This is a genomic window from Saccharopolyspora halophila (genome assembly GCF_039531955.1).
In the GTDB taxonomy this organism is placed as follows: Bacteria; Actinomycetota; Actinomycetes; order Mycobacteriales; family Pseudonocardiaceae; genus Saccharopolyspora; species Saccharopolyspora halophila.
On the sequence record NZ_BAAARA010000004.1, the window covers coordinates 39,859 to 66,852 of the forward strand.

At 69.4% G+C, this 26,994-nt stretch carries 27 protein-coding genes; 16 read left to right on the forward strand and 11 right to left on the reverse strand.

All coding sequences use genetic code 11. The features are described from left to right. Nucleotides 1–81: 81 nt before the first annotated feature. Nucleotides 82–258 carry a hypothetical protein gene (locus ABD289_RS07715; protein WP_344128204.1) on the reverse strand — a complete coding sequence of 59 codons (177 nt, stop codon included), beginning with the start codon at nt 256–258 and terminating at the stop codon, nt 82–84. Nucleotides 259–323: 65 nt separating this feature from the next. Further along, the gene (locus ABD289_RS07720; protein ID WP_344128206.1) at nt 324–536 is read right to left on the reverse strand and encodes an RNA-binding S4 domain-containing protein; all 213 of its coding nucleotides are present in this window, start codon (nt 534–536) and stop codon (nt 324–326) included. 108 nt (nt 537–644) lie between these two features. Here ABD289_RS07720 and ABD289_RS07725 point away from each other — a divergent pair, with 108 nt between their 5' ends. The 4 genes from ABD289_RS07725 to ABD289_RS07740 all read left to right on the forward strand — a co-directional run bounded on the left by ABD289_RS07725 (nt 645) and on the right by ABD289_RS07740 (nt 5,052). Further along, a complete protein-coding gene (locus ABD289_RS07725; RefSeq protein ID WP_425564606.1) occupies nt 645–1,637 on the forward strand; it encodes a carbohydrate kinase family protein in 993 nt (330 codons plus the stop codon). Between the two features lie 120 nt (nt 1,638–1,757). Further along, entirely contained in the window at nt 1,758–3,215 is a 1,458-nt protein-coding gene (locus ABD289_RS07730; RefSeq protein WP_344128208.1) for an alpha-amylase, read from the forward strand. A 152-nt stretch (nt 3,216–3,367) separates the two neighbouring features. Beyond that, nucleotides 3,368–4,528: a YncE family protein gene (locus ABD289_RS07735; RefSeq protein WP_425564607.1), complete on the forward strand. Its 1,161-nt coding sequence runs from the start codon at nt 3,368–3,370 to the stop codon at nt 4,526–4,528. Between the two features lie 353 nt (nt 4,529–4,881). Further along, the gene (locus ABD289_RS07740) at nt 4,882–5,052 is read left to right on the forward strand and encodes a hypothetical protein (RefSeq protein WP_344128212.1); all 171 of its coding nucleotides are present in this window, start codon (nt 4,882–4,884) and stop codon (nt 5,050–5,052) included. 3 nt (nt 5,053–5,055) lie between these two features. Here ABD289_RS07740 and mmuM read toward each other — a convergent pair whose 3' ends face one another. From mmuM to ABD289_RS07760, 4 genes are all read right to left on the reverse strand, one after another. Then, the gene (gene mmuM / locus ABD289_RS07745) at nt 5,056–5,928 is read right to left on the reverse strand and encodes a homocysteine S-methyltransferase (RefSeq protein WP_344128214.1); all 873 of its coding nucleotides are present in this window, start codon (nt 5,926–5,928) and stop codon (nt 5,056–5,058) included. A gap of 151 nt (nt 5,929–6,079) precedes the next feature. After that, nucleotides 6,080–6,985 (reverse strand): sugar ABC transporter permease, encoded by a 906-nt coding sequence (locus ABD289_RS07750; protein ID WP_425564609.1) that lies wholly within the window; start codon nt 6,983–6,985, stop codon nt 6,080–6,082. Beyond that, nucleotides 6,986–7,903: a carbohydrate ABC transporter permease gene (locus ABD289_RS07755; RefSeq protein WP_344128216.1), complete on the reverse strand. Its 918-nt coding sequence runs from the start codon at nt 7,901–7,903 to the stop codon at nt 6,986–6,988. A gap of 6 nt (nt 7,904–7,909) precedes the next feature. Then, nucleotides 7,910–9,145, reverse strand: coding sequence for an extracellular solute-binding protein (locus ABD289_RS07760; RefSeq protein ID WP_344128218.1), 1,236 nt, complete (start codon nt 9,143–9,145; stop codon nt 7,910–7,912). A gap of 191 nt (nt 9,146–9,336) precedes the next feature. Between ABD289_RS07760 and ABD289_RS07765 the strand changes: the two genes are divergently transcribed. From ABD289_RS07765 to ABD289_RS07775, 3 genes are all read left to right on the forward strand, one after another. Next, entirely contained in the window at nt 9,337–10,359 is a 1,023-nt protein-coding gene (locus ABD289_RS07765; protein ID WP_344128220.1) for a LacI family DNA-binding transcriptional regulator, read from the forward strand. Between the two features lie 213 nt (nt 10,360–10,572). Beyond that, nucleotides 10,573–12,135, forward strand: coding sequence for a glycoside hydrolase family 13 protein (locus ABD289_RS07770; protein ID WP_344128222.1), 1,563 nt, complete (start codon nt 10,573–10,575; stop codon nt 12,133–12,135). 48 nt (nt 12,136–12,183) lie between these two features. After that, entirely contained in the window at nt 12,184–12,348 is a 165-nt protein-coding gene (locus ABD289_RS07775) for a hypothetical protein (RefSeq protein ID WP_344128224.1), read from the forward strand. A 109-nt stretch (nt 12,349–12,457) separates the two neighbouring features. Here the strand turns inward: ABD289_RS07775 and asnB are convergent, their stop codons facing one another. Continuing rightward, nucleotides 12,458–14,386 (reverse strand): asparagine synthase (glutamine-hydrolyzing), encoded by a 1,929-nt coding sequence (asnB, locus tag ABD289_RS07780; RefSeq protein WP_344128226.1) that lies wholly within the window; start codon nt 14,384–14,386, stop codon nt 12,458–12,460. A gap of 233 nt (nt 14,387–14,619) precedes the next feature. Here asnB and ctaC point away from each other — a divergent pair, with 233 nt between their 5' ends. The 3 genes from ctaC (at nt 14,620) to ABD289_RS07795 (ending at nt 16,702) form a co-directional block, all read left to right on the forward strand. Then, complete coding sequence (gene ctaC / locus ABD289_RS07785) at nt 14,620–15,561, forward strand: aa3-type cytochrome oxidase subunit II (protein WP_344128228.1); 942 nt, start codon at nt 14,620–14,622, stop codon at nt 15,559–15,561. Between the two features lie 42 nt (nt 15,562–15,603). Continuing rightward, nucleotides 15,604–16,002, forward strand: a complete 399-nt coding sequence (locus tag ABD289_RS07790) for a cytochrome c oxidase subunit 4 (RefSeq protein WP_344128230.1) — start codon at nt 15,604–15,606, stop codon at nt 16,000–16,002. Between the two features lie 418 nt (nt 16,003–16,420). Further along, nucleotides 16,421–16,702: an Lrp/AsnC family transcriptional regulator gene (locus ABD289_RS07795; RefSeq protein WP_344129160.1), complete on the forward strand. Its 282-nt coding sequence runs from the start codon at nt 16,421–16,423 to the stop codon at nt 16,700–16,702. A 10-nt stretch (nt 16,703–16,712) separates the two neighbouring features. Here ABD289_RS07795 and trpD read toward each other — a convergent pair whose 3' ends face one another. The 3 genes from trpD to ABD289_RS07810 all read right to left on the reverse strand — a co-directional run bounded on the left by trpD (nt 16,713) and on the right by ABD289_RS07810 (nt 18,903). Then, a complete protein-coding gene (gene trpD, locus ABD289_RS07800; protein ID WP_344128233.1) occupies nt 16,713–17,747 on the reverse strand; it encodes an anthranilate phosphoribosyltransferase in 1,035 nt (344 codons plus the stop codon). A gap of 203 nt (nt 17,748–17,950) precedes the next feature. After that, nucleotides 17,951–18,349 (reverse strand): response regulator, encoded by a 399-nt coding sequence (locus ABD289_RS07805; RefSeq protein ID WP_344128235.1) that lies wholly within the window; start codon nt 18,347–18,349, stop codon nt 17,951–17,953. A gap of 116 nt (nt 18,350–18,465) precedes the next feature. Further along, nucleotides 18,466–18,903, reverse strand: coding sequence for a hypothetical protein (locus ABD289_RS07810; RefSeq protein ID WP_425564611.1), 438 nt, complete (start codon nt 18,901–18,903; stop codon nt 18,466–18,468). Between the two features lie 85 nt (nt 18,904–18,988). Between ABD289_RS07810 and ctaE the strand changes: the two genes are divergently transcribed. From ctaE to ABD289_RS07835, 5 genes are all read left to right on the forward strand, one after another. Next, nucleotides 18,989–19,600, forward strand: a complete 612-nt coding sequence (ctaE, locus tag ABD289_RS07815; protein WP_344128237.1) for an aa3-type cytochrome oxidase subunit III — start codon at nt 18,989–18,991, stop codon at nt 19,598–19,600. An 87-nt stretch (nt 19,601–19,687) separates the two neighbouring features. After that, on the forward strand, nt 19,688–20,494 hold the full coding sequence (gene qcrC / locus ABD289_RS07820) for a cytochrome bc1 complex diheme cytochrome c subunit (RefSeq protein WP_344128240.1): 807 nt from the start codon (nt 19,688–19,690) through the stop codon (nt 20,492–20,494). After that, entirely contained in the window at nt 20,491–21,621 is a 1,131-nt protein-coding gene (gene qcrA, locus ABD289_RS07825; protein ID WP_344128242.1) for a cytochrome bc1 complex Rieske iron-sulfur subunit, read from the forward strand. Before qcrC ends, qcrA begins: the two co-directional genes overlap by 4 nt. Further along, complete coding sequence (gene qcrB, locus ABD289_RS07830) at nt 21,618–23,246, forward strand: cytochrome bc1 complex cytochrome b subunit (protein ID WP_344128245.1); 1,629 nt, start codon at nt 21,618–21,620, stop codon at nt 23,244–23,246. The genes qcrA and qcrB overlap by 4 nt, the downstream gene beginning before the upstream one ends. 144 nt (nt 23,247–23,390) lie before the next feature. Continuing rightward, nucleotides 23,391–23,816 carry a PPOX class F420-dependent oxidoreductase gene (locus tag ABD289_RS07835; protein ID WP_344128247.1) on the forward strand — a complete coding sequence of 142 codons (426 nt, stop codon included), beginning with the start codon at nt 23,391–23,393 and terminating at the stop codon, nt 23,814–23,816. Between the two features lie 17 nt (nt 23,817–23,833). Here ABD289_RS07835 and ABD289_RS07840 read toward each other — a convergent pair whose 3' ends face one another. Continuing rightward, a complete protein-coding gene (locus ABD289_RS07840; protein WP_344128249.1) occupies nt 23,834–25,552 on the reverse strand; it encodes a DEDD exonuclease domain-containing protein in 1,719 nt (572 codons plus the stop codon). 89 nt (nt 25,553–25,641) lie between these two features. On the opposite strand from ABD289_RS07840, the gene ABD289_RS07845 reads away from it, so the two are divergent. Continuing rightward, complete coding sequence (locus ABD289_RS07845) at nt 25,642–26,991, forward strand: NYN domain-containing protein (RefSeq protein WP_344128251.1); 1,350 nt, start codon at nt 25,642–25,644, stop codon at nt 26,989–26,991. Nucleotides 26,992–26,994 lie beyond the last annotated feature (3 nt).

A 26,994-nucleotide genomic window follows, 5' to 3' on the forward strand; every position in this document is an offset into this window, starting at 1 on the left:
TCATATCATTGATGGTATGAACTGGGCAGTTTCCACCATGGGGTGATCCCGGCGAAGCGCCGGCCGTTCGCTGTCCGGTGATTACTCCTCGGGCGTCGTGCTCGAATCGCCCTGTCGCGGATCCTGCCGGTCGCGTTGCTCGCGGACCTGGCGCGAGGAGCGCTCCAGGTTGAAGGCGATGCGCGCGGCCTCGCCGACCTCGCCTGCGCCCAGGCCCTTCATCCGCCGGTTGCGGGGTGACTCCGAGTCCGAGGTCATACCGCCGATGCTAGGAACCGGGCCGTTTCCACGGTCGAGTGATCCCGTGTTCTCGGCGCGGTCGTTCAGCTGCTGACCACCCGGACCTCCTCGTCCTCGATGGCGACCTGGTCGCCGTCGGTGAGCTGCTTGCCGCGGCGGGTCTCGACGGCGCCGTTGACCGTCACCAGGCCCTCCTCCAGCACTTCCTTGGCCTCGGTGCCGTCCTCGACCAGTCCGGACAGCTTGAGCAGCTGGCCGAGCCTGATCATCTCGTCGGAGATCTCCACATCGCGCATGCCCCGATTATCTCCGCAAGGCGCGCGCGCCCGTCGGCCCGCCTTCGCTGGCGCACGGCTGAAAGCGGCGCGCGGCGTTAGGCTCACCTCGAGGAATCACGGCTGGTAATGATCTGGAGGCGTTCCGTGTCCGTCGCAGTAACCGGCAGCATCGCCACCGACCACCTGATGCACTTCCCGGGGCGCTTCGCCGACCAGCTGGTCGCGGACGACCTGAAGCGGGTCTCGCTGAGCTTCCTCGTCGACGACCTGGTCGTGCGGCGCGGCGGTGCGGCCGCCAACATCGCCTTCGCGCTCGGGATGCTCGGCCGCGACCCGGTGCTGGTGGGCGCGGCGGGCGAGGACTTCGCCGATTACCGGTCCTGGCTGGAGCGCAACGGCGTGGACTGCGGCGGCGTGCACCTCTCCGAGTACGCGCACACCGCGCGGTTCGTGTGCACCACCGACCAGGACTTCAACCAGATCGCCTCGTTCTACGCGGGCGCGATGTCCGAGGCGCGCAACATCGAGCTGGCGCCGATCGTCGCGGCCCGCTCGGCGGAGCTGGTGCTGATCAGCCCGAACGACCCGAAGGCGATGCTGCGGCACGCCGACGAGTGCCGTCAGCTCGGCTTCCAGTGGGCCAGCGATCCCTCGCAGCAGCTCGCCCGGCTCGACGGCGAGCAGGTGCGCCGGGTGGTCGAGGGGGCCGACTACCTGTTCACCAACCACTACGAGTGGGGTCTGCTGCTGCAGAAGACCGGCTGGACCGAGGACGACGTCATGCGGCGGGTGGGCACCCGCGTGACGACCCTCGGCGCCGATGGTGCGGAGGTCGTGGGGCGCGACGGCGAGCGGGTGCGCGTCGCCGCGGTTCCCGAGCTCGGCAAGGCCGACCCGACCGGGGTGGGGGACGGGTTCCGCGCCGGGTTCCTGGCCGGGGTGGAGAGCGGGTTGTCGCTGGAGCGCTCGGCGCAGCTGGGCTCGCTGATCGCGGTGCACGTCCTGGAGGTCACCGGCACTCAGGAGTGGACGCTCAACCTGCAGCGGTGCCACAAGCGGCTGACCAATGCCTACGGCGTCGCCGCGGCCGACGAACTCGTCGCCGTGCTTCCGGATTGATTTTGCAAATTTTTGCGAACCGTTTTTGCTGGTAAATCCCTGCTTCTAAAGTCGTATTGACTTAACTCGCGCAAGAAAATGTGATCGTAGGCGTTCGCTTCGACCTCAGAGGAGAGCGCTATGCGATTATCCGTGCTCGCGCTGGCAGCCGCCGTGGTCGGCACCGCGGTGGTTCCCGCCGCCTTCGGGCAGCAGCGCGCGGCCGAGCCGCCCGCGCCCGCACCGGCGTCCGCACCGGTGGATGGGCCGATCGTCCAGATGTTCCAGTGGCCCTGGGACTCCGTCGCTCGGGAGTGCACCGACTTCCTCGGCCCGAAGGGCTACGGGGCGGTGCAGGTCTCGCCGCCGCAGGAGCACGTGGTGCTGCCCGACACCGGGTACTCCTGGTATCAGGACTACCAGCCGGTCAGCTACCAGCTGCAGAGCCGCCGCGGTGATCGCGAGCAGTTCGCCGCCATGGTCCGGACCTGCAACGACGCCGGTGTGCAGATCTACGTCGACGCCGTGGTCAACCACATGTCGGCGGGCAGCGGAACCGGCAGCGGCGGAACCGAGCACCAGAAGTACGACTATCCCGGCACCTACGCCGACCAGGACTTCCACGACTGCAGGCGGGACATCTCCAACTACGAGGACAAGTGGGAGGTCCGCAACTGCGAGCTGGTGGGGCTCTCCGATCTCAAGACCGAGAGCGATTACGTCCGCAGCACCCAGATCGACTACCTCAACGAGCTGGTCGGCCTGGGCGTGTCCGGTTTCCGGGTGGACGGCTCGAAGCACATGCCGCCGGAGGACATCGGTGCGATCTTCGGCGCGCTGAACACCGTTCCCGGCACCGGCGAGAAGCCGTACGTGTTCCAGGAGGTCATCGCCGACTCCACCACGACGGCGGGGGAGTACACCGGCAACGGCGACGTCACCGAGTTCGCCTACCACGGGCGGGTTTCCGAGGCGTTCGCGAACGGCTCGCCGGCCGATCTGCGCAGCCTGCCGGATTCGATGTCGTTGCCCGGTGACCAGGCCGTGGTGTTCATCGACAACCACGACACCCAGCGCAGCGAGCCGACGCTGACCTACGAGGACGGTGCCGTCTACGACCTGGGCGTGGCCTTCGAGCTCGCCTACCCCTACGGGACGCCGAAGCTGATCTCCAGCTTCGCCTTCGACGACTCCGATGCCGGGCCGCCAACCGAGGCCGACGGCACCACCAAGCCCGCGAGCTGCCCGGACGCGGCCTGGGTGTGCGAGCACCGGCGTCCGGTCATCGCAGGCATGGTCGGCTTCCACAACGCAGTCGCGGGTACCGGACTCACCGACTGGTGGGACGACGGCGGCGGCCGGATCGCGTTCGGCCGCGAGGACAGGGGCTACGTGGTGATCAACCGCGAGGGCACCGAGATGGATCGCAGCTACCAGACCTCGCTTCCCGCGGGAACCTACTGCGATGTGATGACCGGGGAGGTCTCCGGCGGCGGCTGCACCGGTCGGACCGTGGAGGTCGGCGGCAACGGCTGGTTCAGCGCCACCGTGCCCGCCAACTCCGGCATCGCGCTGCACGCAGCAGCGAAGATCGGCTGAACGAACGCCCGGTCGTCGGCTTTTCGGGTGCAATACCGGATGGCCGGTCGGCCGGGCACATCCGAAACGATCTCGGGTTCGTTGGTGGAGTTGTTCCACTTGCGGAGGAAGGGCAATTTCGGATGCGAACAGGTTTAACACGAGCGTGCGCGATGTCCGCCGCGGCGCTGGTCGCGCTGGCGGTGCTGCCCGGCTCCGCCGCGGCCGAGCAGCACCGCGACGTGATGTTCGTCGGGAACAACTGGGACGGCACCGTCGATCTGGTCGACGCCGAGAACTTCGACAAGTACCAGCGGATCGATGTGGTGCCCGATCTCGAGCAGCGCAAGCGCGAGATGACTCCCGACGAGCGCGCCGCGATGCTGGTCATCCGCGAAACCGCTGGTGAGGGGAACGACCAGCTCGTCGACGACGTCTGGGTCTCGCCGGACGGGCGCACGCTGTACGTCTCGCGGCCCAGTCTCGGTGACGTCGCGGCCTTCGACCTGGACTCCGGCGAGCAGCTGTGGCGCACCGAGGTCGCCGGATTCCGCTCGGACCACATGGCGTTGTCCCCGGACGGCTCCGAGCTGGCCGTCTCGGCCACGACCGCGAACGTGGTCCAGCTGCTCGACACCGAGGACGGTTCGGTGACCGGCGAGTTCCCGACCGGCGACTTCCCGCACGAGAACCGCTACTCCGAGGACGGCAAGACCCTCTACAACGCCACGATCGGCCGGGTGATCGCCCCGGACGCCCCGGCGCTGGACCCGCTCAAGGGCAAGCGCCAGCTGACCATCGTGGACACCGAGACCGACGAGGTGCGCGACGTCATCGACTTCGACGCGGGCATCCGGCCGTTCCTGGTGACCCCGGACGGGAGCACGATGTACGCGCAGCTGTCCTTCCACCACGGCTTCATCGAGTACGACCTGGCCGAGAAGCGCATCACCCGCACCGTGCACCTGCCGCTGTCCGAGGACGCCGAGCAGCTGCGCCGCGACGAGTACCCGCTGGACTCGGCGCACCACGGCCTGGACGCCAACGCCGACCACACCAAGCTCTGCGACGCGGGCACGGTCTCGGACTACGCGGCGATCGTCTCGGTGCCGTCGCTGACCACCGACGCGATCATCCCCACCGGCGACAAGCCCTACTGGGCCGCGGCCACGCCGGACGGCCAGTACTGCATGCTGTCCAACAGCGGCAGCGACGACGTCTCGATCATCGACTTCGACGGGAAGAAGGAGGCCGCCCGGATCCCGGTCGGCGACCACCCGCAGCGCATCCGCGGCTTCGCGGTTCCGGAGTCGGTGCTGCGCCCGCAGAGCTGACCGCCCACCGGCCACCTCGCGCGCGAAGTTCGCGAGCTCTCGCCCGGCGAAGACCCGCGGACTTCCCCGGGTGGATCACGGGCGAGTGGTGGTGACGATCATCCGTCGGGTGCGCGGCGGCCAGCGGCTCGGCGTCCTCGCCGCTGAACCCGGGGGCGGCGAACTCCCGCGCGGAGCAGCCGGGCGTGGCAGCTCCGGAGCGGTGTGCAGCCGCACCGCGAAGGGGATCTGCCGGGTGCGGCCGTCGCGCGATGTCGAGAAAGTGCGCCCAGGCGTCGGACCGGTCACTCGGCACCCGCGGGCGGTCAGCGGTTCGGACAGCCGCCCGTGGGCCGAGGGCGAGGTGGAGCGGCTTGTCGGCTCAGGTCGGCTTCGGCCGCAGCTCGCGCGTCGATCCCGGCGCGGTAGGAGTGCAGGTAATCGGTGTCGAAGGGCGATTCGGCATCGAGGTCCACCGGCTCAGTCCGCCGCGCGGTGTCCGGCCGTTCGCGCGCGTCGAGTCCGCGTGGTGGCGGCCGGGCTGACCGCTAGGTCGTGGTCAACGCGTGGGCGAGGGCGGTGATCTCCTCCGGCGGCACCCGGCAGCAGCCGCCGATGATCTTGGCCCCGGCGGTGCGCCACTCGCGGGCCTGGTCGGCGGAGAGATGGGTGGCTCCGATCCAGGTGCGGTGGTCGGCGTCCCAGGACTCGCCGCTGTTGGGGTAGGCGATCAGCGGTTTCGCCGTGGTCGCGCGGGCGGTCTCCAGCGCGGGCAGGACCTCGTCGGGCGCGGAGCAGTTGATCCCGACCGAGATGATCGCGTCCGATTCGGCCAGCGCGAAGGCACTGGTCAGCGATTGGCCGGCCCGCGTCCTGCCGCCGTCGACGGTGTAGGACAACCAGGCCGGGACGCCGACCTCGGCGGCGGCCTCGACGAGGACCTCGGCCTCGGTCACGTCCGGGATGGTCTCCAGCGCGAGGATGTCCGGCCCGGACTCGGCGAGCACCTCCATGCGCGGCAGGTGGAAGTCGCGCAGCTGCCGCTTGCTCAGCCCGTAGTTGCCGCGGTACTCGGATCCGTCGGCGAGCGTGGCGCCGTAGGGACCGATGGAGGCCGCCACGATGCGCGTCTCGCCCGCCTCCACCTCACCGGCCAGCCGGGCCAGCTCGACGCTGCGGTGCAGCAGGCGCTCGGCCTCGGTGCGGCTGATGCCCCGGTCGGCGAAACCGGCGAACGAGGCCTGGTAGCTGGCGGTGGTGGCGATGTCCGCCCCCGCGCGGTAGAAGGCCGCGTGCGCGGCGACGATCTCCTCCGGGGCGTCGGCCAGCAAGCGCGCCGACCACAGCGGGTCGGCGAGGTCGTGGCCCATCGCCTCCAGCTCGGTGGCCAGCCCGCCGTCGAGGACCAATGGCCGATTCACTCGGAAAACCGTCACGGCACCAGCGTAATCCCGCGAAGCCGCTCGCAACGGGACGTCACGCCGGGCAGCGCGAACACGCACGCGATGCTCCCGGTCGGTGAGACGGTTCGCGGGAGGTCCGGAGCCGGCGTCCGGACCTCCCGCGAACCGGTCAGCCCTTCACGCTGCCCGCGGACAGGCCGCTGACCAGGAAGCGCTGGACCGCGTAGAACACCGCCACCGCCGGGATGGCCACCAGCACCGAGGCCGCGGCGAGGTGGCCCCACTCGGCCCGGTTCTGCTGCACGAACACCTGCAGCCCCACGGCCAGCGTCTTGGACTCGTCCGAAGCGGACAGGAATGCCGAGGCGAAGGCGACCTCGCTCCAGGCCACGATGAACGAGTAGAACGCCGTGACCGCCAGCCCCGGCCGGGCCAGCGGCAGCACCAATCGCCAGAACACGCCGAACGGGCTGAGCCCGTCGACCCGGCCCGCTTCGTCGATATCGGCAGGGATCCCGTCGAAGTAGCCCTTGAGCATGTAGGTGCAGAACGGGATCGCGGTGCTGCAGTAGACCAGCACCAGCCCGAGCGCGCTGCCCTGCAGGCCCAGCTTGAGCAGGATGTTGTACAGCGGCACGATCAGCACCGCGAACGGGAACATCTGCACCACCAGAAACGACAGCAGCAGCCAGTGCCTGCCGGGGAACCGGAAGCGGCTCAGCGCGTACGCCGTGGACGCCGCCAGCAGCACGGCGAGCACCGTGGTCAGCCCCGCGATGAGCACCGAGTTGCCGAACCAGGTCAGGAAGGCGCCCTTGGCGCCGGCGAGCACGTCCCGGTAGTTGTCCAAACTCGACTCGTCGACCAGCGACGGGGTCGCCGCGATCGCCTTCTCGTTCGGTTTGAACGACACCACCACGACCCAGAACACCGGGAACACCGCGATCAGCGAGGCCAGTGCGAGCGCGCCGTGCAGTCCGGCGCTGGCCAGCCGGGAGCGCGATCGCCGCGGCCTCGCCGCCGGGGCGGCCGGACGGGTCGTCTCGGGGCGCGGTGTCGCCACGTCGAGGCTCACCTACAGCACCTCCCCTTGCCGCACCATCGCGCGGCGGTAGATCGCGGCGAACACCAGCAGTACCGACAGGATCAGCACGCCGTAGGTCGACGCGATGGCGTAATCCCTGGTGGCACCGGAGAAGAACCGCTCGAAGGCGTAGGTCACCAGGATCCGGGTGTGCGGGTTGTTCCCGGTGATCAGGTAGATGACCGGGAACATGTTGAACGTCCAGATCACGCCGAGCAGCACCACGGTGGACGAGACCGGCCGCAGGCCGGGCAGCGTGACGTTGGTGAAGCGCTGCCACGCCGTGGCGCCGTCCATGTCGGCGGCCTCGTACAGGTCCGAGGGGATCGCCTGCAGCCCGCCCAGCAGCGCGACCATCATGAAGGGCACGCCGAGCCACACGTTGACCACGATCACCGAGAGCAGCGCCAGGTTCGACTGCCCGAGCCACACCTGCCCGGGCAACCCGACCGCCTCCAGGGCCCAGTTGACCAGCCCGTACTCGGAGTTGAGCAGGTAGCGCCAGGCGAAGGCGCTGATGAACACCGGCACCGCCCAAGGCAGGATCAGCAGCACCCGGTAGACGCCGCGCCCGCGCACCCGCCGGTTGAGCAGCAGCGCCAGTCCCATGCCGATGCCGTAGTGGCAGCCCACGCAGGCGAAGGTCCAGATCAGCGTGCGCAGCAGCGTCGCCCAGAACGAGCCGTAGGCCGCCGAGCCGGACAGCACGTTGACGTAGTTCTGCCAGCCGAGGAACTCGTAGGTCGCCTCCCGGTCCAGGATCGGGTTGGCGATGTTGGTGTCGTTGATGTCGGTGAAGGTGAAGTACAGCCCCTGCAGCAGCGGCAGCACCACGAGCAGCGCCAGCACCGCGATCACTGGCAGCACCATCGCGAAGGCGAACCAGTGGCGGCCGAGGAAGTTCCGCATCGTCGATCAGCGCTTCGCGTAGTCGGGCAGGACCGTGCTCTTGTACTTGTCCGCCAGCCCGTCGAGCGCCTGCTGCGGGTCCTGGCGGCCTGCCAGGATGTCGGCGTAGGCGGTCTGCAGCGGTTCGAGGAGCTCGTTGTTCTCCGGGATCCACGCGCGGCTGTGCGTGGCGGCCGCGAGCGGCTTGAACGCCTGCACGATCGGGTTGTCGGCCACGTCCGGGTCCTCGTAGGCGGAGCTGCGGGTCGGCAGCAGCCCCAGCTCGGCGGCGATCCTGGCCTGGCTCCGCGTGCTGCTCATGCACCGGATGAACTGCTGCGATGCCTCGGTGGCGTCGCTGCCCTGCCGGATCACGTAGTCGTGCCCGCCGACCGGCGAGGGGGTAGCCGAACCCGGGATCGGGGCGATGCCCAGGTTCTTCGGGTCGGAGAAAGCGGCCGATCCGGTGTACTCCGGGACCGCCCACGGGCCGTCGATGACCATCGCGACCTCGCCGCTGGTGAAGGCCGTCTTCATGCTGCTGTAGGAGTTGGGCTGGTCCAGCGCGGTGCGCGCCGCGCCCGCGTCGAGCAGCTCCTTGGCGATCCGGATGCCGCGCACCGACTCCGGCGAGTTGACCGTGATCGCCTTGGCTTCGGTGTCCACCAGGTCGCCGCCGTGGGTGTAGAGGAACGGCAGCGCGTAGTACTCGTCGTTGTTGATGAACAACGCGTTCTCGCCGCCGAGCTTCGGTGCGATCCGCTTGACGTCCTCCCAGCTCTCGGGCGGCTCGACGCCGGCCTCGGCGAGCTTGCGCTTGTTGTAGAACAGCGCCATCGAATCGGTGACCTGCGGGACCGCGTAGGTCTTGCCCTGGTACTTGGTCGATTCCAGGGGTTTCGGCAGGTAGTCGGCGGTATCGGTGGCCAGCGGGGTGCCGGAGAGGTCCTGGATGAGCCCGGCCTCGGCCAGCTGGGAGATCCACCCGACGTCGGCGCGCAGCACGTCCGGTCCCTGGCCGCCTTGCGCGGCGGTCTTGTAGTTGTTCAGCGCTTGGTCGAACGAGACCGTTTCGACCCGCACGTCGTAGTCGCCGGACTTCTCGCACTCGGCGGCGACCTGTCGGAACACCTCGCTCTCCGCGGAGCCGCTGGTGTCCCAGTACACGACCTCGTTCGCGTTGCTCTCCGCGCCACCGCACCCGGCGAGGGTGAGCGAGCCGACCAGGCCCAGGGCGGCGATGACCGTGGCCTCGGGTCTCATATCCCGACCTCCTGTTTGCAAATTTTTGCGAACATCTGGCAGTCGATTGCATACCCAATATGTGACTGAAGTCAAGGTTTTTGGAGAGGCGGAAGGAAATATTCAGGTCCGTTGGGATGTCGATGGTTTGCAAATTATTGCGATCGCGTGCAGGATGTTCGCGACGGCATCGAGAACGAGCGGAGCGACAGGTGGCGGATCTGGCCGAAATCGCCCGGCAAGCGGGCGTGAGCGTGTCCACGGTGAGCCGAGTGCTCAACCGCAAGGGCGGGATCGCCGACGGGACCCGCCAGCGGGTGCTCGAGGTGCTCAACCAGATGCCGCACACCGCTCGCGGCGTAGGGGCATTGCGCCGCACCGGTGTGCTCGGCCTGCTGGTCCCGGAGCTGTCCAACCCGGTCTTCCCGGCCTTCGCCGAGGCCGTGGAAAGCCGCGCCTCGCAAGCCGGTTACGCCTCGATGCTGTGCAACACCCGGGCGGCGATGACCGAGAAGGAATACGTCCGGATGCTGCTCGCGCGCGGCGTGGAGGGGATGATCTTCGTTTCCCCGGAGATCGCCAACCCGGACAACGACGAGCGCCGCAGCCGCAGCTACTACGAGGAACTCGGCCGCGACGGCGTGCGGATGGTGTTCATCAACGGCGGTGCGCCGAGCCTGGACGTCCCGGACATCACCGTCGACGAGCACTTGGCGGGCCACACCGCCGTCCGTCACCTGCTGGACCTGGGGCATCGCCGGATCGGCTTCGTCAGCGGCCCGGCCCGGGCGCTGCCCTCCCGGCTCAAGCGCGCGGGCTGGGCCGCGGGTTTGGAGGAGGCCGGTGTGGAACCGGAGGCCGAGCTGGTCGCCCACGGCGCGTTCTCGGCCGACGGAGGAGCCCAGGCGATGGCGCGGCTGCTCGACGGCCCGAAACCGACCGCGGTGCTGTGCTCCTCGGACGTGATGGCGCTGGGCGCGATGGGGGAGGCCAAGCGCCGCGGGCTGAGCACCCCGGAGGACATCTCGGTGGTCGGCTTCGACGACATCCCGATGGCCGCCTACTGCCAGCCCGCGCTGACCACCCTCGCGCAGCCGATCCGGGACATGGCTGCGGCGGCGGTCGACGAGCTGCTGCGCCAGCTCGATCCGGACACCGCCGAGGGCGCCTCCACCAGCTTCAGCCGCATGTTCCGGCCCAATCTGATCGTCCGCGAATCGACCCGAGAGATTTGAGGGGTGCTCAGGAGATTTTTCAGTTTGAGGTTTGCGTGGCGGCGCGAGGAGCGGAACCTCAGCCGCCGTCGGGCTCCGGGATCCGCGACTCGAGTGGCCACCTACGCGGCGCTGCGGCTGTCCTCACCCGACGACGTCTGAGAACCCGCAGCGGCGCGAGCCGAGTCCCACACCGCATGCGGCTCCGCCGCATTCTGAAAGGAGCCCGAGAGCATGTCCTGGTGGCGTGATGCCGTCGTCTATCAGATCTACGTGCGCAGCTTCGCCGATGGCGACGGAGACGGCGTCGGCGATCTGGCCGGCGCGCGCGAGCGGTTGCCGCATCTGGCCGAGCTCGGGGTGGACGCGATCTGGCTGACCCCGTTCTACCCGTCCCCGATGGCCGACGGCGGCTACGACGTGGCCGACTACTGCGACGTGGACCCGCTGTTCGGCAGCCTCGCGGACTTCGACGCGCTGCTCCAGCAGGCGCACGCCGCCGGGATGCGGGTGCTGGTCGACATCGTGCCCAACCACACCTCGGACCGGCACGCCTGGTTCGCCGAGGCGCTGGCCGCCGAGCCGGGGGAGGAGGCCCGCGATCGCTACCTGATCCGCGACGGCCGCGGGCAGGACGGCGAGCTGCCGCCCAACGACTGGGAATCCATCTTCGGCGGTCCCGCCTGGACCAGGCTCCCGGACGGGCAGTGGTACCTGCACCTGTTCGCACCCGAGCAGCCCGACCTGAACTGGCGGAACCCGCAGGTCCGCGCGGATTTCCGCAAGGTGCTGAAGTTCTGGCTGGATCGCGGGGTGGACGGATTCCGCATCGACGTCGCGCACGGCATGATCAAGCACCCGGACCTGCCCGACACAGGTCTGGACGAGCAGATCGCGTTGCTGGGCAAGGGCGAGCTGCCGTACTTCGACCAGGACGAGGTGCACGAGATCTACCGCGACTGGCGGCAGCTGTTCGACTCCTACTCGGGCGGGCGGATCGGCGTCGCCGAGGCGTGGGCCTCCACCAGCGAACGGCTGGCGCGCTACGTGCGCGAGGACGAGCTGCACCAGGCCTTCAACTTCGCCCTGCTGGAAGCACCCTGGTCCGCGGCGGAGTTCGGTTCGGTGGTCACCGAGTCGCTGGCCACCACCGCGCGGGTCGGGGCCACCACGACCTGGGTCCTCGGCAACCACGACGTTCGCCGTCCGGTCACCCGCTACGGCGATGGCGCGCGGGGCCGCGCACGCGCCCGCGCGGCGGCCCTGTTCAGCTTCGCCCTGCCCGGCTCGGTCTACGTCTACCAGGGCGAGGAACTGGGCCTGCCCGAGGTCCTCGACCTCCCGGACGAGGCCCGCCAAGACCCGATCTGGCACCGCTCCGGCGGCACCGATCCGGGGCGGGACGGCTGCCGGGTCCCGATGCCCTGGTCGGGAGACGAGCCGCCGTTCGGCTTCAGCGCGGCGGCGAGCTGGTTACCGATCCCGGCGAGCTGGGCCGGATCCGCGGTCCAGGCTCAAGCGGGCAGCCCGGATTCCACCCTGTCGACCTACCGCGCGGCGCTTGCGATCCGCCGGGAGCACCCGGCGCTGGGTGACGGGGAGCTGTCCTGGCTGGACGCGCCGGACGGCGTTCTCGCCTTCAGCCGGGATCCCGGCTTCGCCTGCGCGACCAACTTCGGCGACTCGCCGGTCGTCCTGGACCTGCCGGGTGAACTGCTCGTTCGCAGCGACGGTTCCGGAACCTGGACCGGAGAGCTGCCCGCGAACACCGCTGTCTGGCTGGCCATCGGCGCCTGATCCGCGGGATCACGCCTGTCGCGGGACCTGGGGGCCTTCCGTCGCCGCGTGCTCGAGCTCGAGGAGCTCGTGGACGGCCTGGTCGCGTTCGCGGGCGACGCGACCCGCGTCGCGCGGATCCGCCGCTTGATCGGCGGTCGGCTGGTCGCGGAGGGCTTCCGGGTTCGAGGGCACCGCGTCTCCATTCGTGGCGGGAAACATCGCGAGGCATGATCCAACGCGCCGGTCCGGCTCACCAGCAGGAGCCGGTCGATTTCCCCCGTTCGAGCAAGAACGGCCTGCTCCCAGCGGGGAACAGGCCGTTCTTGCTCTCGGTCGAGCTTCAGAGGCGGACCGGGTAGTGCGGCTCCGGGACCTCCGGCTGCATGCGGCCCTCGATGAAGATCGCGTGCCAGATCATGAACGCCAGCAGCGCCCACAGCCGGCGGCTGTGGTCCAGCACGCCGGAGCGGTGCTCCTCCAGCAGCTGCAGGATCGCCGAGCGGTCCAGCAGGTGATCGGTCTGCGACTGCTGGATGATGTTGCGCGCCCAGTCGTGCATCTCGTCCTTGAGCCAGTGCCGGATCGGCACCGGGAAGCCGAGCTTGCGGCGGTTGAGCACGTGCGAGGGAACCACCTGGGACAGCGCCTGGCGCAGCGCGTACTTGGTGGTCTCGTCGGTGACCTTCTGCTCCAGCGGGATCGTGCTGGCCACCCGGAAGACCTCGTTGTCCAGGAACGGCACCCGCAACTCGAGCGAGTTGGCCATGGTCATCTTGTCGGCCTTGACCAGGATGTCGCCGCGCAGCCAGGTGAACAGGTCGGTGTGCTGCATCCGCGTCACCGGGTCCCAGCCCTGCGACTGCCGGTACGGGCCCGCGGTCACGTCCTTGTGCGACACGCCGGGATCGAAGCTGCGCATCACGCCGCGCAGCTGGTCGTCCCGGAAGATGCGCGCGTTGCCGTAGTAGCGCTCCTCCAGGTCCAGCGCGCCCCGGCGCAGCAGGTCCTTGCCCCGCACGCCCTCCGGGATGTGCGTGGAGACCTTGCCCATCGCCTTGCGCAGCGCGCCCGGGACCTTCTCGAACGGCGCCAGCGACAGCGGCTCGCGGTAGATCGAGTAGCCGCCGAACAGCTCGTCCGCGCCCTCACCGGACAGCACCACCTTGACGTGCTGGCGGGCTTCCCGCGCGATGAACCACAGCGGCACCAGCGCGGGGTCGGCCACCGGGTCGTCGAGGTACCAGATGATCAGCGGCAGCGCCTCCATCATCTCCTCGGCGGAGACGGTGCGCACCACGTGCTTGACCCCGATCGCCGCTGCCGACTCGGCGGCCACGTCCACCTCCGAGTAGCCCTGCCGCTCGAAACCGGTGGTGAAGGTGACCAGGTTCGGGTTGTGCTCCTTGGCCAGCGCCGCGATGGCCGTGGAGTCGATGCCGCCGGAGAGGAACGCGCCGACCGTGACGTCGGCGCGCATGTGCTTGGCGACCGAGTCGCGCATCACGTCGACGATCTGGTTGTGCAGCCGCTTGGCGTCGGCGTCGGTGTTGGCGGGCCGGGCGCGGAAGTTCGGCTGGAAGTACCGCTCGGTGACCAGCTGCCCGCCCGGGGCCACGGTGAACGAGGTCCCCGACTCGATCCGGCGGATCTGCCGGTGCAGCGTCTCGGGCTCGGGAACGTACTGCAGCACCAGGTAGTGCTGCATCGCCTTGTGGTCGAGCTCCTCGGGGATGCGCAGCGTGTTGGTCAGGTTCAGCAGGCTCTTCTTCTCGCTGGCGAAGGCGATGCCGCCGGGGCCGCTGGCGTAGAACAGCGGCTTGATCCCGAACGGGTCGCGGGCGCCGAAGACGACCTTGCGCTCGTTGTCCCAGATCAGGAACGCGAACATGCCGCGCAGCCTGCCGACCATCGAAGTGCCCAGGTAGTGGTACGCCGCGACGATCACCTCGGTGTCGCCGTCGGTGCCGAACCGGGCGCCGAACTGCTCGATGAGCTCGGCGCGCAGCTCCAGGTAGTTGTAGATCTCGCCGTTGAAGGTGATCGTGTAGCGCCGCGGGTTCTCCGGCGGCCCCCAGGTCAGCGGCTGGTGGGAGTGCTCGAGGTCGATGATCGACAGGCGGTTGAAGCCGAACACGGCCTCGCCGCCCTGCCAGGTGTCGCTCTCATCCGGTCCCCGGTGCCGCTGGCACGGCAGCGCGTTGGCCACGGCGTTGACCGCGTTACCGGCGTTCTCTTCGGTGGGACAAACAAGTCCAAGCAGGCCGCACACGCGTCTGGTGCACCTCTCCGAGTCGAGGGGAAAAGGCTGGGTTCCAGTATGCAGACACCGCGACTGCGCGCTGCACGCGCGGGGTGTGCGTCACGATCTCCGCCCCCGGAGCAGTATTGCGGCTACACCTGGGCTAGGCTGCTGCGCAGGATTCCGGCGGCGGGTCCGCGGTCGGCCTGACCGCGGGACTCTCGAGCCGCTTCGGTGAAGTTTGTACGAGGAGGCGTCGCGCAGTGGGCCTGAAGGAGGGGACCCGAGTGCCACGGCTGGTCAAGGTCGCTGGTCTGATCGGCCTGGTTGGTGTCGCGGCTACTGGCTGCTCGACTGACGAGGTCCTGCGGTTCGGTTGGCCGAAGGGAATCACCCCTCAGGCCGACGCGATGCGCAACCTGTGGACCTGGTCGGTCATCGCTGCACTCGCGGTCGGTGTGATCGTGTGGGCGCTGATCTTCTGGTCGGTCGCGTTCCACCGCAAGAAGAAGAACGACGACGAGCTGCCGCGTCAGTTCCAGTACAACTTGCCGCTGGAGCTGCTGTACACGGCGATTCCGTTCGTTCTGGTCGTGGTGCTGTTCTTCTTCACCGCGACGACGCAGAACAAGGTGCTGGCCACGCCGGAGAACCCGGACGAGCAGGTCAACGTCGTGGCGTTCCAGTGGAACTGGGAGTTCAACTACCCCGATTACCAGACGCCGGACGGCCAGCCGGTCCGCACGGTCGGCAGCAGCAGCGAGATCCCGCTGCTGGTCGTTCCGGTGGGCTCGCGGGTGGAGTACCACATCCGCTCGACGGACGTGATCCACTCGTTCTTCGTCCCGGCCTGGCACTTCAAGCGGGACACCTTCCCGCACCCGGAGAAGAACGACCAGAACAACGTCTTCCAGAACACCGTGGACAGGGAAGGCTCCTTCGTTGGCCGGTGCGCGGAGCTCTGCGGCACCTACCACTCGATGATGAACTTCGAGGTCCGGGCGCTGTCGAAGGACAAGTTCGACCAGTACATGCAGCTGCGCACGCGGGTCAATCCGGAGTCCGGCAGGCCGTTCACCGCGGCCGAGGCGCTCGAGGAGATGAACTGCGGCGAGCTGTGCACGCCGCACGCGGTGACCGGTGTTCCGTTCAACACCGATCGCACCGGTGGCCAGCCCTCCGGTCTGGGCGTGAACAACAGCTAGGGGTGCCCTCGACGGGGCGTACGGCGTGAGAGCGAGGACTCCATGAAGGTCGAATCCAAGATCTTCAACATCATCACCGTTTTCTTCTTCCTGTCTGCGGTCGTGTACGGCTGGTGGGCCAAGGAGCCGGTCGGCACCGTGGCCCTGATCCTGGTCGGCGGCCTCTCGCTGATCATCGGCAGCTACTTCTCCTTCGTGGCGCGCCGGATCGAGGACCGCCCGGAGGACAACCCGGACGCGGAGATCAGCGACGGCGCGGGCGAGCTCGGCTTCTTCAGCCCGGGCAGCTACTGGCCGGTCGGTCTGGCCGCGGCAGCGGCCTTCGCCGGCATCGCGCTCGCGTTCTTCCACGTCTGGATGATCGTCTTCTCGGTCGCCTTCGTGCTGATCATGGCGGCGGGCCTCGTCTTCGAGTACCACACCGGCCGCTCGGAGCACTGACGCGAGAACCGAAAGCGGCCCCTCGGGACCTCCGAGGGGCCGCTCTTTCAGCTCCCCACCCGCGAGCTGACAGTTTTGCCCAAGAGGACATTTCGGTTTGGGGTTTGCGTGGCGGTGCCGGGAGCGGAACCTCAGACGCCGCCGGGCTGCGGGATCCGCTCCTTGAGTAGCGGCCTACGCGGCGTCGCGGCTGTCCTCGCCCGGCGGCGTCTGAGAACCCGCAGCGGCGCCGGCTGAGGCCCGCACCGCATGCGGCTCCGCCGCATTCTGCAAGGGCTCCTAAAGCTTTCCGGACATTTCGGGCGCCGAAGCCGCGCAGTTTTAGGCAAAACTGTCACCGTGGCGCGCGGTCCTGTGGTGGGTGGGGTGGCGGTCTAGGATCTTGGTGTCGGATTTGCTGCAGCAGGAGGTTCTTGTCGTGATCACCGCGATCGTGTTGATCCAGACCGCCGCCGACCGCCTCGCCGAGGCGGCCCAGGAGATCGCCGATCTCGACGGGGTGAACGAGGTGTACTCCTGCGCGGGCGATGTCGACCTGATCGCGATGCTGCGGGTTCCCAAGCACGAGGACCTGGCCGACATCGTTCCCGGCCGGATCAACAAGGTGGAGGGCGTCCTGGACACCGACACCCACATCGCCTTCCGCTCCTACTCCCGCAAGGACACCGAGGCGGCCTTCTCCATCGGCCTGGAGGAGTAGGGCCCGGCGCTCAGCGCAGGCCGGTGGACGTGGCGGCCCAGCGGTTCAGGAGGTCGGCCGCCGCGCCTGAGTCGATGGCTGCGGCGACGCGCTCGAGTCCCGCGCTGAACTGACCGGCCAGGTCCGTTCCGGGGCCGTCGTAGGCCACGTAGGCGCCCGCGGCGTTGACCAGCACCGCGTCCCGGATCGGACCCTTGGCGCCGGCCAGGAGCTCGTGCACGGCCTTGGCGTTGTGCTTCGCGTCCCCGCCCGCGAGGTCCTCGGCTCGCGCGCGGGCGATCCCGAAGTCCTGCGGATCCAGCTGCTCCTGCCAGACCGCGCCGTCGTTGACGGCCCACACCGTGCTCGGTGCCGTGGTGGTGATCTCGTCCATCCCGTCGTCCCCGCGCACGATCAGCGCGGTGTTGCCGCGGGCGGCGAACACCTCGGCGATCACCGGCGCCATCCGGCGGTCCGCGCAGCCGATCAGGCCCGCTTCCGGGCGCGCCGGGTTGGTCAGCGGGCCGAGCACGTTGAACGCGGTCGGGATGCCGATCTCCCGGCGCGGCCCGCCCGCGTGCCGGAAGGCCGGGTGGAACACCGGCGCGAAGCAGAAGCCGATGCCGACCGCCTCGACGCACGCGCGCACGCCCTCGGGCGGGAGGTCGATGGCCACGCCCATCTCCTCGAGCACGTCGGCGGTCCCGCACTTGGACGATGCCGCGCGGTTGCCGTGCTTGACGACGGTGACGCCGGAGGCCGCGAGCACGATCGAGGCCATGGTGGAGATGTTCACGCTGCCGCTGCGGTCGCCGCCGGTGCCCACGATGTCCACCGCGCGCTGGGTGATGTCCAGGACCTCGGCGTGCGCGAGCATCGCGTCGGCCATGCCGCGCACCTCGGCGGGCGTCTCGCCCTTGGCGCGCAGCGCCACCGCGAAGCCGGCGACCTGCGCCGGAGTCGCCTCGCCCCGCATGATCAGGTCCATGGCCCACGAGGTGTCCTCGGCGGAGAGGTCCGAACCCGCGACCAGGCTGCCCAGCAGCTCTGCCCAACTTCCCGACATGGTTCCCACGATCTTCTCCGTCGGTTGTGGGTCTGCAAAACATCGCGGTGCGCCCGCGGTGGGCGCACCGTCGGCGGCTCGTCCGTCCCGACCCGGTTGTAGCGGACGAGGGTGGTCGGGCTCGGGTGCGCGCGCACCGGATGCCGCAGCCCGGCGGTGCGTCCGGGCAGCTGTCACCCGCGACGAGTCCGGCCACCAGCCTCTCAGGCCGGTACGCGGGTGCGCAGCACCTCGGCGACCGTCTCGGCCGCGGCCAGCGGGTCGAGCGGGTGCACCAGCACCGCGTCGGCCTGCGACCAGGTGGCCAGCCATCGGTCGTCCTTGCGCCGCACGGCGACGACGATCGGCGGGCAGTCGTCGATCTCGTTCTTGAGCTGCCGGGAGACGCCCATGCCGCCGGTCGGCTGCGCCTCGCCGTCCAGGATGACCAGGTCCGCCTTGCCCGCGTCGACCTCGCTGAGCACGTCGGCGACGTTGCTCGCCTCGACGTAGCTGAGCCGTTGGAGGTCGGGCGCGGGACGCCGGCCGACGGCGTTGATGATCGCCTCCCGGACCTCGGCGCGGTGGCTGAACACGAGAACGTTCGTGGTCGAAGTGCTCATCAACTGGCTCCTCGGCAGCTCGCGGGACCCGCACCCGGTGCGCAGCACGGGGCGATAACAGACCCGAATGCTAGCTGTCCGACCGGCCCGGACAGTAGTCGCCCGACCCGAACCGATCAGCTGAAGCCGGGTTGCAGCGCGTCCCAGCCGAGCGCGCGGCCGCCGTGGCGTTGCGCCAGCGAGGCCATCCGCGAGCTCTCCTGTGAGCAATGCAACGCATCGAGCTGCTGCACCCGAACTGCGACGAACGCGCCCGAATCGCCCGGAGCGGTGGCCGATCCGGGTTCGGCCGAGCGCAGCTCCCAGTCGTCCTGGGCCAGCAGCGGCCGCACGGTGTCGATCACGTCACATGGCAGGGCCAAGTGGTGGCGCAGCACCGCCGGTTCGTCGGGTCGCCAGCCGCTGGACCGGTCCAGTGCTGCCGATGCCGCCTCGGTCTCGTCGTAGGAGGTCACGACCACCTCGAGGGTCGGGTCATCAGCGCTGATCAGGGACTTGCCGGGCCGTTGGCCACCGAGTCCGAGCGACGCCAGCATCGCGCGAACAGCTTTCACGTTCTGTCACCTCCGGGTCGCGATCCGATCACCCTCGGGTGCCGTTGGGTACCCGAGGGCGCGAGGGGAAAAGCCGCAAGACATAATGCGTCGCGTGACAACGGCAGCGCCCTCAATCAGTCAACGCGTGCACTCGCTGAACCGCCCCAACATGGTCAGCGTGGGCACCATCGTTTGGTTGGCCAGCGAGCTGATGTTCTTCGCTGGGCTCTTCGCCATGTTCTTCACGGTGAAGGCGCAGAACGAGGGCGAGTGGCCTCCACCGCCCACTCACCTGAACCTCCCCTACGCCCTCCCGTTCACGATCATCCTGGTGGCGTCTTCGTTCACCTGCCAGTGGGGCGTGTTCGCGGCGGAACGGGGTGACGTTTTCGGCCTGCGCCGCTGGTACGTAATCACCCTGATCATGGGCACGATCTTCGTGATCGGACAGGCCGGTGAGTACTACCAGTTGATCACCGAGCACGCGACCACGATCGCGTCGTCGGCCTACGGAACGGTCTTCTACATGACGACCGGCTTCCACGGGCTGCACGTGGTCGGCGGACTGGTCGCGTTCGTCTTCCTGATCATGCGGACTAAGCTCAGCAAGTTCACGCCAGCGCAGGCCATCGCCGCGATCGTCGTGTCGTACTACTGGCACTTCGTGGACATCGTGTGGATCGGCCTGTTCGCAGTGATCTACCTGATCCCGTGACGTCAGGGGGCTTTGAGTCCCAGCAGAATGGCTGCTCGGTCAGCCGAGACCGAACACCCGAACCGGACAGCAAGGGTTGCCGCACTCATGACCACCACTAAGAAACGGAACCGCGCGGGCTCGAAGCTCAAGCGACGGATCTCCGGTGTACTGGCGCTGGGCATTGCGCTGGTGGGTGCCGGTGGGCTGTACACCGTCTTGACTCCCGAGCCGCAGACCGCGCACGCCGCGGCGGACCCGGCTCTGGTGAGGCAGGGTGAGCAGCTCTACAACAACGCATGCATCACCTGCCACGGCTCCAACCTGCAAGGCGTCGAGGACCGCGGTCCCAGCCTGACCGGAGTCGGCGAGGCGGCGGTGCACTTCCAGGTCTCCACCGGCCGGATGCCGATGGTGCGCCAGGAAGCGCAGGCCGAGCGCAAGCCACCGAAGTTCGACCCGGAGCAGATCGACGCTCTGGCCGCCTACGTGGAGACGCACGGCGGCGGGCCGGACTCCCCGGAGGAGAAGGGGGAGGCCCTGCGCGGCGGGGACCCCGCCCGGGGCGGCGAGCTCTACCGGCTGAACTGCGCCTCCTGCCACAATTTCACCGGCAGGGGTATCGCGATGTCCTCCGGCAAGTACGCGCCGAACCTGCACGAGGCCAGTGAGCAGGACATCTACGAGGCGATGCTCACCGGCCCGCAGAACATGCCGAAGTTCTCGGACCGGCAGCTCACCCCGGAGGAGAAGAAGGACATCATCGCCTACGTCAAGTCCGTGAGCAACGGGAACAACAACCCGGGCGGAAATGACCTCGGCGGCTACGGGCCGGGGCCCGAGACGGTGGTGGTCTGGGTCGTCGGACTCGGCTCGCTGATCGGCCTCACCCTGTGGATCGGAGCCAGGGCATGAGTGAGCAGGAAGTGAACAAGGACTACACCGAGGCCGAGCTGGCCGAGATGAGCCGCGACGAGAAGATGCGGCTCGGGCTGGCGCTCGACGACGTCGAACTCGACTCGTACCAGGACAACTGGCCGGTCAAGGGCACCCGCGCGGAGCGGCGGGCCGAGCGGTCGGTGGCCGCCTGGTTCGTCATCGCGGGCCTGTCCGCGCTGGCGTTCATCGCGGTCTTCGTGTTCTGGCCGTGGAGCTACCAGCCGCCGTCGGAGCCGACCGCGCACTTCATCTACTCGATGTACAACCCGCTGATCGGCTTCTTCCTGGGGCTGTCGATCCTGGCCGTCGGCATCGGCGTGGTGCAGTACCAGAAGAAGTTCATCCCGCACGAGGTCGCGATCCAGCAGCGGCACGACGGGCACCCCTCCAGCGAGGTGGACCGCCAGACCACCGCCGCGATCCTGGCCGACGCCGGTGAGCGCAGCGGCATCGCGCGCCGCTCGATGATCAAGCGCACCGCGGGCTTCGGCGTCGGCGCCTTCGGCGTCGGCGCGGGCGTGTTCGCCCTCGGCGGCCTGGTCCGCAGCCCGTGGTCGGAGGAGGGGCAGTCCTCCCTGCTGCACACCGGCTGGATGAAGGAGGACGGCGAGAAGACGTACCTGCGTCGCGACACCGGTAACCCGCACGACGTCTCGCTGGTTCGTCCGGAGGACATCGACGCGGGCGGTTTCGAGACCGTCTTCCCGTTCCGCGAGTCCATGCGGCACGACGAGCACGAGCTCATCAAGTCGATGCGCAACGGCGACGCGCCGGTCATGCTGATCCGCCTGCGCCCCGGCTCCTCGCCGGTCAAGCGCAAGGGTCAGGAGGACTACAACTTCGGCGACTACTACGCCTACTCGAAGATCTGCACCCACCTCGGCTGCCCGACTTCGCTGTTCGAGCAGCAGACCGGTCGCCTGCTGTGCCCGTGCCACCAGTCGCAGTTCGACGTGGTCAACACCTATGCCAAGCCGGTCTTCGGCCCGGCCACGCGAGCGCTGCCCCAGCTGCCGATTACGGTTGACGAGGACGGCTACTTCGTGGCGAAGCACGACTTCATCGAGCCCGTCGGACCGGCCTACTGGGAGCGCAAGTCATGAGTTCGATCACCACGCCCACGAAGGGGGAGAGCAAGCTGTACAGCAAGGCGGCGGAGGCGGCCGACGAGCTGGACAGCCGCTACCGCATGGCCCCCGGAATGCGGCGGCAGCTGAACAAGGTCTTCCCGACGCACTGGTCGTTCCTGCTCGGTGAGATCGCGCTCTACACGTTCATCCTGCTGCTGATCACGGGCACCTACCTGGCGTTCTTCTTCGACCCCTCGATGCAGGAGGTCGAGTACCAGGGCGCGTTCACCAACCTGCGCGGCGTGGAGATGTCGCGAGCGTTCGAGACGGCGCTGAACATCTCCTTCGAGGTCCGCGGCGGTCTGTTCGCCCGTCAGCTGCACCACTGGGCGGCCCTGCTGTTCATGGCGGCGATCGTCGCGCACATGCTGCGCGTGTTCTTCACCGGTGCGTTCCGCCGCCCGCGCGAGACGAACTGGATGATCGGCGTCACGCTGTTCATCCTGGGCATGTTCGAGGGCTTCACCGGCTACTCGCTGCCGGACGACCTGCTGTCCGGTACCGGTGTCCGGATCGCCTCCGGCATCGCGATGTCGATCCCGGTGGTCGGTACCTGGATCCACTGGATCCTGTTCGGCGCCGAGTTCCCCGGCACCGACCTGATCCCGCGGTTCTACCTGTTCCACGTGTTCCTGCTGCCGGGGCTGATCCTGGGTCTGGTCGCGGTGCACCTGGCGCTGGTCTGGTACCAGAAGCACACCCAGTTCCCCGGTGTGAAGCGCACCGAGAACAACGTGGTCGGCGTGCGGATCATGCCGGTGTTCGCGGTCAAGGCCAGCGGCTTCTTCGCGATCGTCGTGGGCGTGTGCGCGATCATGGCCGGTGTCTTCCAGATCAACCCGATCTGGAACCTGGGCCCCTACATCGCCTCGCAGATCTCGGCGGCCTCGCAGCCCGACTGGTACATGATCTGGACGGACGGCTCGTCGCGCCTGTGGCCGGCCTGGGAGGTCTACCTCGGCCCGTTCACGATTCCGGCGGTGTTCTTCCCGACGGTGCTGTTCATGGGCATGATCTTCACGGTCGCGATCTTCTACCCGGCGATCGAGCGCAAGCTCAGCGGTGACGACGCGCACCACAACCTGCTGCAGCGGCCGCGGGACAACCCGGTTCGCACCTCGCTGGGCGCGATGGCGCTGACCTTCTTCATGATCCTGATGATCTCGGGTGTCAACGACATCCTCGCGTTCCAGTTCGACATCTCGCTGAACGCGATGACCTGGGCAGGCCGGATCGGTCTGCTGGTGGCACCGCCGATCGCCTACTACTTCACCTACCGGCTCTGCATCGGCCTGCAGCGCAGTGACCACGAGGTGCTGGAGCACGGCGTGGAGACCGGCATCATCAAGCGCCTGCCGCACGGCGAGTTCATCGAGGTCCACCAGCCGCTCGGCCCGGTGGACGACCACGGCCACCCGGAGCCGCTGCCCTACCAGGGCGCTCCGGTGCCGAAGAAGATGAACCAGCTCGGCGCGGCCGGCAAGCCGGTCGAGGGCAGCTTGCTGCGGCCCGACCCGCCGGAGGAGACCGAGGCGCTCGAGCGGGCCCGCCACGAGGCGGAGTCGCAGGAGCTGACCTCCGGTAGCTCCAAGGAGTAGCGAGGTATTTCAGCGTGCGGCGACTACCGCCGCACGCTGAAAGGACCCCGTGGCATCAGCCCGATGCGGCCCGGTACCCGAAAGGGTGCCGGGCCGCATCGCGTTCGGCGTGCGTTCGCCGGCGCGCTCGGTAGCGTCGGGCGCATGGCTTCAATCTCCGATACCCGGGTCCAGGAGTTCCTGTCCCACGGCACCCGCACCGGCATGCTGGGTTTCACCGCTCCCGACGGTCGCCCGCTGGTGGCGCCGGTGTGGTTCGTCGTCGAGGGCGACGAGCTGGTGTTCAACACCGGTAAGGACACGGCCAAGGGGCGGTCGATCCTCCGCGACCCCAGGATCGCGCTGTGCGTGGACCTGCCGGAACCACCCTTCGCGTTCGTGCAGGTCCAGGCGCGAGCGGAGGTGTCGGAGGATCCCGACGAGCTGATCCGCACGGCGACCGCGATCGCGGCTCGCTACATGGGGCCGGAGCGCGCCGAGGAGTTCGGTCGCCGCAACGGCGTCCCGGGCGAGCTGGTGGTCCGCCTCGCGCCCACCAAGGTCAACGCCGCGTTCGACATGACCGCCTGAGCGCTGCGGTCCGCGCGTCAATCCGTGGCCGGGTACGGCGTCTTGCCGTTGGTCGCCTTGTCCAGCCAGCTGCGCCAGGTGGCCGCGGCGTTGGCCGGCTCGTCCCAGGGCGCGGTGGTGCGGACGAGTCGGGTGCCTCCGGTGGTCAGCCAGCGGTAGATCACGCGGGCCTCGTCGGCGGGCGCACCGCGCAGCGGTCCGGCTCCGGGCACGACGGTTTCGGCGGAGGCCTGCAGCACGTCGACGACCGGCATCGGGCGGACGCCGCGGCGGGCCTTGCCCGCGGAGGCCAGGCGGCCGTGCCGGATGACGGCCAGGTGCCAGCCACCCCCGCCGTCCGGGCGGGCGGCGACCAGTTCCGGGACGGCGGCCAGCGCGGCCAGCCGCTGCCCCCGGTCCAGCGAACGCACCAGGCCGGCCAGCCGATCGCGGTGCGCTGCGGCGTCCTCGAACCGCTGCGCCTCGGACAGGCGCTGCAGTTCGGCTTCCAGGCGGGTCAGCAGGTCTGCCCGATGGCCGCGGATCACGTCGCGGATGGCGATGACCTCGGGCTCGTAGTCCGCCGTGCTCTGCAGTCCGGCGCACGGAGCACCGCAGTGCCCGAGCTCGTGCAGCGCGCAGGGGCGTCCGCTCGGGCGCTTGGCCGAGATGCGCTCGGTGCAGCGGCGCACCTGGCTGGCCGACTGCATCGCCTCCATCGCGGTGACCGCCGCGTGCCGCGACCCGAACGGGCCCAGCGCGTCGGCTCGGGGCGTGCGCACGACCGACAGCCGCGGGAACGCCTCGTCGGTGAGCACCACCCACCAGGCGCGCTGCGGGAACTTCGAGCGCCGGTTGTAGCGCGGCTGATGCGCCGAGAGCAGCCGCAGCTCCCGGACTTCGGCCTCCAGCGGGTGCGAGCACTCGACGTGATCCACCCGCTCGGCGATGGCAACCATCTCCTTGATCCGCGCCCGGCGTTCCCCGGCGGTGAAGTACTGCCGCACGCGCCGCCGCAGATCGCTGGCGGTGCCCACGTAGAGCACCTCGTCGTTGGGGCCCCGGAACAGGTAGACGCCCGCGACGTTGGGCAGCTGGTCGGCCAGACCGCGCTTGCGCCGCTGCTGCGGGCTGACGTCCGGCAGGTGACCGAGCAGGTCCTCCAGAGTGCGCACCCCGAGCGGGCCGACCCGCTCCAGCAGGGCGTGCAGCACGTCCACGGTGGCGCGGGCGTCGTCCAGCGCCCGGTGCACCGGTTCGGTGCGCGCGCCCAGCACCCGGGCGAGGGTGCCCAGCTTGTGGTTCGGCGTCTCGTCGCGGGTCAGCACCCGACGCGCCAGCCGAACGGTGTCCAGGACCTGCGGTTTCGGCCAGCTGAGCTCCAGGCGCGCGCAGCCGGCGCGCAGGAAGCCGATGTCGAACGGAGCGTTGTGCGCCACCAGCACCGCGCCCCGGCAGAATTCCAGGAACGCGGGAAGCACCGAATCGAGGCGCGGCGCGTCGTGCACCATCGCCTCGGTGATACCGGTGATCGACACGACCGCGGGCGGGATGTCCCGCTCCGGGTCGACGAGGGTGCCGAACTCACCGATCACCTCACCGCCGCGGACCTTCACCGCACCGATCTCGGTGATCGCGTCGCCCTCCCGGTCACCCCCGGTGGTCTCCAGGTCCACCACCACGAAGGTCACCTCGTGCAGCGGGACCTCATCGCTGGTGGCGATCTCGTCGAAGGTCAGTTGGCGGTGCGTGGACATCATCGGCACGTTACGTCCCGCTACCGACAACGTCGCCGGATGCCGGAGCGGCCGACGGCGGCCTTTAACCTGTGGGGGTGGCGCCACCGATGACGGGACCGGACGGTCCCACCCCCGACGAGTCCGCTGTGGATGATCCGCAGCCGGACGACGGCGCCGCGCCGGTCGATTTCGACGAGCTGCCCGCGCCGCTGCGGGGCAGGATCGCAGATCTCGCCGCCGGGGCGCTGGGCGAGATGCGGCTCAGCGACGTTCCGGCGACGTTGCGCCCGGTGGTGCGCTTCGCTCCGGCCAAGCGCGCCAAGCTCGGTCAGACCGCGCTGCTGAGCGCGCTGCGCGACTCCGCGGTGTTCCGCACCGCCGTGGTGGACTGGTGCCGCAAGCACCAACCGGCGGCGCTGTCGCTCGAGGACCAGGACCCGGTGGCCGTGGGTGCTGCCGCCGTGCTGCAGGGCTCTCCGGTCGCCTCGCACTACGCCGAGCTGGTCGCGTTCCGGGCCGAGCAGGGCAAGCTGCGGACCGAGCGGGATTCCGCAATGGCCAAGGCGAACCGGCTCACGTCCGAGGTGGACCGGCTGCGCACCGAGCTGACCGAAGCGCGTGAGTCCGCCGAGCGGGCCGAGAACAACGAGGAAGCCGACCGGTTGCGCAAGCGCCTCCGGGAGCAGGGCACCCGGTTGCGCGAGGCCAAGGACGCCGCGGAGGACGCCCGGCGGGAGCTCGAGCAGGTCCGATCCGCGCGGGACGAGGCGGTCGCGGAGGTCGCGGCCGAGCGCGACAAGGAGCGCGAACGCGCTCGCACCGAGCGCGAGCGCGCCGAGCGGTCCGCTGCCGAGGTGCAGGTCGCCAGGGAGAGCGCGCGCGAGGCGCGGCAGGGCGATGAGGTGCGGCTCGCGCTGCTGTTGGAGACGTTGGAGAGCGCGGTCGGCGGACTGCGCCGCGAGCTCGGCGCGGCGGGGTCCGGTCCGCGCCCGGCCGACGTCGTCCAGCGGGTGCGCGAGCAGGTGGGCACGGCCGGTCAGGTGGCCGACGCGCCCGCGCTGGACCGGCTGCTGGCGCTGCCCGCCGTGCACCTGATCGTGGACGGTTACAACGTCACCAAGACCGGCTACCCGGATCTGCCGCTGGCCGATCAGCGCGACCGGCTCGCGCACCAGCTGGCCGCGTTGGCCGCGCGCACCGGAGCGGAGGTCACGGCCGTCTTCGACGGTGCCGATGTGCTGGCGGTGCCCAGCGCGAGGCCGCGCGGGGTGCGGGTGCTGTTCAGCGAGCCCGGTGTGCAGGCCGACGACGTGATCCGCGATCTGGTCGCCGCCGAACCGAAGGGCAGGCAGCTCGTGGTGGCCACTTCGGACCGCGCGGTGGTCACCTCGGTGCAGCTGCGCGGTGCGTACGCGGTCTCGTCAGCAGTACTGGTCGAGCGCCTGCACCGGGTCTAGAAC